Below are 7,238 nucleotides of genomic sequence, written 5' to 3'. Positions count from 1 at the left end.
AGGCCGAGCAGGTCTCGGGCCGGGTCGCCCGGGCCCGGGGCGCCGGCGCCGACGCGCACGACCTCCACGGATCGGCGGGTGTCGGCGCCGCACCGGGCGCGGCGGCCGTGCGGACGGTCCGCGACGACCCGCCCGACGACGCTCCTGCGGCGGCTCCCCCGCGACGGACCTCCCGCACCGGCGGCCGCACCGCCGACCCCGTCGGCGCGGAGGGAACAGCCGACCCCGTCGCCGCGTTGGTGCTGCTGCGCGAGGCGGCAGCGGACCGCTCGACCGTCTGGGTCGAGCTCGTCGGGTCGCAGGGCGTGCCCGAGCGCCGCCTGCTGCGCCCGGTGCACGTCGAGGGCGGGCGGCTGCGGGCCGTCGACCCGGCGCGCGAGGCGGAGCTGACCGTCGCGGTGCACCGCATCGCGTCCGTGAGCCGCGCCGACGAGCCGTCGGACGACCCGGCGCCCGACGTGCCCCCGGCACCCGAGACGGAGGAGAGCCCGTGACGAACGGCCCGCTGATCGTGCAGAGCGACAAGACGCTGCTGCTCGAGGTCGACCACGACCAGGCGGACGCGTGCCGACGGGCGATCGCCCCGTTCGCGGAGCTGGAGCGCGCCCCCGAGCACGTGCACACCTACCGGCTGACGCCCCTGGGCCTGTGGAACGCGCGCGCGGCGGGCCACGACGCGGAGCAGGTCGTCGACGTCCTGCTCGAGTACTCCCGCTACCCCGTCCCGCACGCGCTGCTCGTCGACGTCGCGGAGACGATGTCGCGCTACGGGCGGCTGCAGCTCGTCCAGGACCCCGTGCACGGCCTGGTCCTGCACGCCCTCGACGCGGCCGTCCTAGCGGAGGTCATGCGCTCGAAGCGGACCGCCGGCCTGCTCGGTGCGCGGCTCGACGCGACCGACGTCGTCGTCCACCCCTCCGAGCGTGGGCACCTCAAGCAGGTGCTGCTCAAGCTCGGGTGGCCCGCGGAGGACCTCGCGGGCTACGTCGACGGCGAGGCGCACGCGATCGCGCTCGCGCAGGACGGGTGGCACCTGCGCCCGTACCAGGAGCACGCCGTCGAGTCGTTCTGGCACGGCGGGTCGGGCGTCGTCGTGCTGCCCTGCGGCGCCGGCAAGACGCTCGTCGGGGCGGGTGCGATGGCGCGCTCGTCGACGACGACCCTCATCCTCGTCACCAACACGGTCTCCGCGCGGCAGTGGCGCGACGAGCTCGTGAAGCGCACGTCGCTCACCGAGGACGAGATCGGCGAGTACTCGGGCGCCCGCAAGGAGATCCGGCCCGTCACCATCGCGACGTACCAGGTGCTCACGACCAAGCGGAAGGGCGTCTACACGCACCTCGAGCTGCTCGACGCCCGCGACTGGGGCCTCGTCGTGTACGACGAGGTGCACCTGCTGCCCGCGCCGGTGTTCCGCATGACGGCGGACCTGCAGGCGCGCCGCCGCCTCGGCCTGACCGCGACGCTGGTCCGCGAGGACGGCCGCGAGGACGAGGTGTTCAGCCTCATCGGCCCCAAGCGGTTCGACGCGCCGTGGAAGGACATCGAGGCGCAGGGCTACATCGCGCCCGCCGACTGCATCGAGGTGCGCCTGACGCTCCCCGACCACGAGCGCATGCTCTACGCGACGGCGGAGCCGGAGGACAAGTACCGCCTGGCCGCGACGGCGGCGGGCAAGAACCGGGTCGTCGAGCGGCTCGTCGCGAAGCACGAGGGCGACCAGGTGCTCGTCATCGGCCAGTACCTCGACCAGCTGCACGAGCTCGCGGAGCACGTCGGCGCCGACCTCATCACGGGCGAGACGCCGGTCCGCGAGCGCCAGCGCCTGTTCGACGCGTTCCGCGCCGGGGAGATCCACAAGCTCGTCGTGTCGAAGGTCGCGAACTTCTCGATCGACCTGCCCGAGGCGTCCGTCGCGATCCAGGTGTCGGGGTCGTTCGGGTCCCGGCAGGAGGAGGCGCAGCGGCTCGGCCGGATCATGCGGCCCAAGTCCGACGGGAAGACGGCGCACTTCTACACGGTCGTCACGCGCGACACGGTCGACCAGGACTTCGCGGCGCACCGGCAGCGGTTCCTCGCGGAGCAGGGGTACGCGTACTCGATCCTCGACGCCGAGGACCTGCTGAGCCCGCAGGACGGGCTCGAGCGGGACTGAGCACCCGTCGCGGCGGGGCGGTGCGTCAGAGGTCGAGTGCCTCGCGCGCCGCCTCGCGGAGCTCCCACAGGGCGATGCCGCTCCGGGCGACGCCGCGCACCCACTCGGGTGCGGACGCCGCCCACCAGCCGGCGACGGCGTCGCAGCCGGCGTGGACGTGCTCGGCGGCGAGCAGGACGACGTCGGTGACGGCCGCGGCGGCCACCGTGACCGTCCGCTCGACGAGGGCGACGACGGGTCCGAGCGGGTGCCCGTCACGAGCGTCCGCGGGCACGCCGTCGGCGACGGGTCCGGCGACCGGACCGGAGACAGGTCCGGCCACGGCCACGCGCGAGCCCGGCGTCGCGGCGGCCTGCGCGGACGCGGCCCCGGCGACCACCCCGACCACCGCGAGGACGACGACGGCCACGGCGTGGCGGCCCCAGCTCGACCTCGGCACGGCAGCGGTCCCCTCTCGACCTTCGGGTCCGGGGGCGACGCCCCGTCCGCGACGGGCCGCCCTCCGGCGTGGGAAGGATCCCACCGCCGTGACCTGCGGGTCAACGACCGCCACGCCCGCCCGCACCGGTCACGGCCGGGTGCCGGGAACCGGCGCGGGCCGGGTGTCGTTGCGAGGGGTACGCCCCTGAGAAAGGATCGTCACGTGCGCTCCCGGACCCGCGCGTCCCTGCTCGTCCCGCTGCTCGCCGTCGCCGGCCTCGTCGCCGCCCCGGCGTCGGCCCTGGTGCTGCCCGCCGCGGAGCCCGTGACGATCTCGTCGGACATCACCGACGAGGTCGGGGCCCTGGCGGGTTCGGAGGCCGAGGTGCAGTCGGCGCTCGACGAGCTCGCGGCGGAGACGCCGTACCAGCTCTACGTCGTGTACGTGGCGGACTTCGCCGGGCAGAACCCCGTGGACTGGGCGCAGGCGACGGCCGCGCAGTCGGGGCTCGGCGGCTCGGACCTGGTGCTCGCGGTCGCGACGGAGGCCGAGCGGTACGCGCTGGTCCCGCAGCAGGTCGAGGGGCTGTCGAGCGGTGAGGTCGAGGCGGCGGCGAACGCGGCGGAGGACCGGCTGTCGGCGGGCGACTGGGCGGGGGCGGCGGTCGCGACGGCCGACTCGCTGCGCGCGTCGGCGACGGGTTCGGGGGGCGGCGGCGGCTTCGTGTGGGCGTTGCTCATCGGGCTCGTCGTCATCGGCGGACTGTTCGCGCTGCCCGCGTTCCTGGCCCGGCGTCGCCGCGACAAGCAGCTGGGCCCGCCCCCGCAGCCGCAGGCGGCCGGTCCCGTGGACGAGCTCGCGGCCCTCACGACGGCCGAGCTCGACAAGCGCTCGTCGTCAGCGCTGGTCCGCATCGACGACGCGCTGCGCTCGTCGGAGGAGGAGCTGGGCTTCGCGCAGGCGCAGTTCGGGCCCGACGCGACGCGCGAGTTCGAGACCGTGCTGACGGGCGCGAAGCAGCAGGTCACCGAGGCCTTCCGGCTGCGTCAGACGCTCGACGACGACATCCCGGACACCGAGCCGCAGGTCCGCGAGACGGCGACGCGCATCCTGCGGACGGTCGCGCAGGTCGCCGCCGCCCTCGACGCGCAGAAGTCGTCGTTCGACGAGCTGCGCGACGTCGAGTCCCGCGCGGGCGACGCGCTCGACGCGCACGAGCGGGAGGCCGCGGCGCTGCACGCGCACGTCGACACGGCACGCGCGACGCTCCAGACGCTCGCGACGCGCTACCCGCCGACGGCCCTGGCGTCGGTGACGCACAACCCCGACCAGGCCCGGATGCTGCTCGACGAGATCACCTCGACGCTCGCGCAGGGCCGCACCGCGCTCGAGCAGGGCGACCGGGCGACGGCGGTGCGGTACGCGCGCGCCGGCGAGGAGGCCCTCGGCCAGGTGCGGGTGCTGCTCGACGCGGTGGACCACGCGGGCACGGACCTCGCGTCGGCGGGGCCGCGCCTGGACGCGGCGATCGCGTCCATCACGTCCGACATCGCCGACGCCGACCGCCTCGGCCCGGGCCGCCCGGACGTGGCACCCCGCGTGCAGGACGCGCACGCCGCGGTCGCCGTCGCACGAGCGGCGCGGACCGGCGAGGGCGACCCGCTCGCGGCGCTGCGTGGGATCACGGCGGCGGAGGCGGCGATCGACTCGGCGCTCGCCCCGCTGCGCGAGGCGCGGGAGCGGGCCGACCGCGCGCGCCAGCTCCTCGACGAGACCCTCGGCCGGCTGCGGTCGTCGCTGCGCGCGACGAGCGACTTCGTCGCGACGCGGCGCGGAGCTGTCGGCCCGGAGGCGCGGACGCGGCTCGCGGAGGCGGAGCGGCTGTTCCGGCAGGCGTCCGACCTGGCGACGACCGAGCCCGAGCAGGCGCTGGAGCTCGCGCACCGCGCGGAGCAGCTCGTCGCCGACGCGCAGCACCTGGCGCAGGCCGACGTCGAGCAGGCCGACGCGTACCGCTACCAGGGCACCGGCCGGGGTCGCGGTGGCATGGGCGACGCGGTCAACGGGGTCGGCGGGATGGTCCTCGGCGGGATCCTGCTCGACTCGATCCTGCGGGGCGGCGGCGGCTGGGGCGGTGGCGGCGGGTTCGGCGGCGGCGACGGCGGCGGGTTCGACGGCGGGGGCTTCGGCGACGGCGGGTTCGGCGGCGGGTTCTGACACGCTGCGGCACGCAGGCAGGACGTACGACGGACGGCACGACGACAGAGCGAGGGAAGGCACGAGGCGATGACCGAGAAGCAGAGCATCTTCGGACGGATCAGCCAGCTGGCGCGGGCGAACATCAACGCGCTGCTCGACCAGGCCGAGGACCCGCAGAAGATGCTGGACCAGCTGGTGCGCGACTACACCAACTCCATCGCGGAGGCGGAGAAGGCGATCGCGCAGACCATCGGCAACCTGCGCCTCGCGGAGCAGGACTACAACGAGGACGTCGCCGCGGCCCGCGAGTGGGGCGGCAAGGCGATCGCCGCGTCGACGGCCGCCGACCAGGCGCGCGCCGCGGGTGACACCGCGAAGGCCGACCGGTTCGACAACCTCGCGAAGGTCGCGCTCGGCAAGCAGATCCAGGCCGAGGGCGAGGTCCGCGACTCCGAGCCGATCATCGCGTCGCAGCGCGACACGGTCGAGAAGCTCAAGTCCGGGCTCGCGATGATGAAGGACAAGCTCGGGCAGCTCAAGCAGCGTCGCGACACGCTCGTCGCGCGGCAGAAGTCCGCGCAGGCGCAGCAGACGGTGCAGACCGCGATCAGCTCGATCAACGTGCTCGACCCGACGAGCGAGCTGTCCCGCTTCGAGGACAAGGTGCGCCGCGAGGAGGCCTACGCGATGGGCCAGGCCGAGCTCGCGGCGTCGTCGCTCGACTCGCAGTTCGCCGAGCTCGAGACGTCGGGCGCGCAGATCGAGGTCGAGGCGCGCCTCGCGGCGCTCAAGCAGGGCAGCGCCCCGCAGGCCCTCGGCACGACGCAGGTGACGCCGCAGCTCGAGGCCGCGCCGGAGCAGTGACCGCCCGGTCGCGTCCGGTCGACCGGGCGTGACCGGCACGCACGAGGCCGACGGCACCGGGTGGGGGTTCCCGGTGCCGTCGGCCTCGTGCTGCCGTGCCGCACGCCGTCTCGCCCGCCGTGCCGCGGGCGGTGGCGTCAGGACGACGGGGTCCCCGTCACGTCCCAGTTGTGCGGGTTGGCGTTCTCGTAGTCGTGCAGGCTGTCGAACAGCGCGCTCTTGATCTTGCGCACGATCTCGACCTGCTGCGCGTTGCGCCGCGCACCGGGCGTCGCGACCGACTGGACGGTCGGCGCGACGAGGGCCGTCGCGACCGTGGAGTGCCCGCCTCCGACCTGCACCTGGAGGTTCATCCACCCGGCGCCCGTGTAGCCCTGCAGGTCGAGGTGCACGTGGCCGGGGATCAACCCGCCCGCCGCACCCCACAGGTGCCCGTACGTGAGCTGGTTGATGACGGCGACCGCGCCCGCGTGCACCGCGGCGCCACCACCGGGCAGCGGGTTGTTCATGACCCCGCCCTGAGCTGTCTGGATCGGCATGGTCCGCCCCTTCCTCAGTGGGTGACGCCGGGGTTGGCGACCGCGGCACCGACGACGTACGCGGTCTTCTGGTTCTGCGGGACCGCCGTGACCTCGGGCGACGCGCTGAAGGTGATCGTGAACGAGCTGTTGTCCGTGCTGCTCGTGACGGTGCTGCCGTAGGCGCCCTGGGAGAAGCTGCCGAGCTTGATGAAGCCGAACAGCGTGAGGTTGCCGCTGACCTTCTCGTCCCACGACTGCGCGAACGTCGCGTAGTCGGCGTGCTCGTACGTGATGGTGATCGTCGGGTAGTTCGCGACGAGCAGGTTGGTCAGCACGCCGAAGTTCCCGCCGTCGGCGACGGGCCCGAGCCGGTACGGCGGCGCGGACAGGAACTGGAAGCCGGTGACGTCCTGCCCCGAGTTCGCGACGGCCTGCGCGACCGGGTCGGGCGCGTAGAACCCGACGTTCGTCGCCTGCTGCCACGGCGTCGGCGCGAGCGGCACCATCGAGTAGCCGGCGTACACGATCGACACCGAGCACTCGGTGCTCGTGCCCGACGTGCGGGACATGTCGTACGACGCGCTCGCCTCGGTGGAGAACTCCAGCCACGAGCCGACCGAGAAGCCGACCTGCCCGTCGACGTTGACGCCGAGGGTGTTGTCGCTCGACGACGTGGTCGTCAGGTCGATCTCGATCGTGCGGCCCGTGTTGGCGAGGTCGTTGTTGATCGACGCGACCGACGACGCGACCGACCAGCCGACGTTCCAGCCGAGCGTCGCGCCGGTGTTCGGGTCGAACGTCTGGATCCCGCCGTTCTGGGCGCTCGGGCTCATGGTGTTGCCCTTGAGCTGCGCGAGCGTCCACGCGCCGTTGAGCAGCTGGTCCTGCAGGCCGTTCACGGGCTGCATGAGGTTGAGGTACACCGCGACGTCGGTGATGATCTGGTCCGCCGACGCGGGCGCGAGCGGCAGCAGCACCTTGAGGTTCCGCGCCGACGCCATCTGCGTGTACGTCAGCGGCTTCGAGGACCCGGACCACTGCGAGCCGAGCACGTACCCGATGACGTAGTCCTGCTTGG

The 7,238-nt window shown here is 74.1% G+C and carries 6 protein-coding genes and 1 pseudogene; 4 read left to right on the top strand and 3 right to left on the bottom strand.

Annotation, left to right across the window (positions count from 1 at the left end; translation table 11 throughout):
* Both CBZ_RS21350 and CBZ_RS08975 read left to right on the top strand, forming a co-directional pair.
* Window positions 1–494 (top strand): annotated as a pseudogene (locus CBZ_RS21350) (helicase-associated domain-containing protein); the annotation flags it as partial.
* On the top strand, window positions 491–2,155 hold the full coding sequence (locus CBZ_RS08975; RefSeq protein ID WP_130781227.1) for a DNA repair helicase XPB: 1,665 nt from the start codon (window positions 491–493) through the stop codon (window positions 2,153–2,155). The pseudogene CBZ_RS21350 and the gene CBZ_RS08975, both read left to right, overlap by 4 nt.
* Window positions 2,156–2,180: 25 nt before the next feature.
* Here the strand turns inward: CBZ_RS08975 and CBZ_RS08970 are convergent, their stop codons facing one another.
* Window positions 2,181–2,594: a hypothetical protein gene (locus CBZ_RS08970; protein ID WP_165446711.1), complete on the bottom strand. Its 414-nt coding sequence runs from the start codon at window positions 2,592–2,594 to the stop codon at window positions 2,181–2,183.
* Window positions 2,595–2,798: 204 nt separating this feature from the next.
* On the opposite strand from CBZ_RS08970, the gene CBZ_RS08965 reads away from it, so the two are divergent.
* Both CBZ_RS08965 and CBZ_RS08960 read left to right on the top strand, forming a co-directional pair.
* On the top strand, window positions 2,799–4,793 hold the full coding sequence (locus CBZ_RS08965; protein ID WP_246013188.1) for a TPM domain-containing protein: 1,995 nt from the start codon (window positions 2,799–2,801) through the stop codon (window positions 4,791–4,793).
* A gap of 69 nt (window positions 4,794–4,862) precedes the next feature.
* Window positions 4,863–5,639 carry a PspA/IM30 family protein gene (locus CBZ_RS08960; protein ID WP_130781225.1) on the top strand — a complete coding sequence of 259 codons (777 nt, stop codon included), beginning with the start codon at window positions 4,863–4,865 and terminating at the stop codon, window positions 5,637–5,639.
* A 137-nt stretch (window positions 5,640–5,776) separates the two neighbouring features.
* Here CBZ_RS08960 and CBZ_RS08955 read toward each other — a convergent pair whose 3' ends face one another.
* Together CBZ_RS08955 and CBZ_RS20820 are read right to left on the bottom strand one after the other, a co-directional pair.
* On the bottom strand, window positions 5,777–6,178 hold the full coding sequence (locus CBZ_RS08955; protein WP_130781224.1) for a hypothetical protein: 402 nt from the start codon (window positions 6,176–6,178) through the stop codon (window positions 5,777–5,779).
* 14 nt (window positions 6,179–6,192) lie between these two features.
* On the bottom strand, window positions 6,193–7,238 hold a 1,046-nt coding region (locus tag CBZ_RS20820; RefSeq protein ID WP_165446712.1), incomplete at its 5' end, for a hypothetical protein.

Source organism: Cellulomonas biazotea, from assembly GCF_004306155.1.
Classification (GTDB): Bacteria; Actinomycetota; Actinomycetes; order Actinomycetales; family Cellulomonadaceae; genus Cellulomonas; species Cellulomonas biazotea.
This window is presented reverse-complemented; position numbering and strand designations above follow the sequence as displayed.

Excerpts from the sequence above, each read along its gene's own strand:
- CBZ_RS08960 (WP_130781225.1), top strand. The coding sequence starts at position 4,863 with ATGACCGAGAAGCAGAGCATCTTCGGACGGATCAGCCAGCTGGCGCGG.
- CBZ_RS08955 (WP_130781224.1), bottom strand. The coding sequence starts at position 6,178 with ATGCCGATCCAGACAGCTCAGGGCGGGGTCATGAACAACCCGCTGCCC.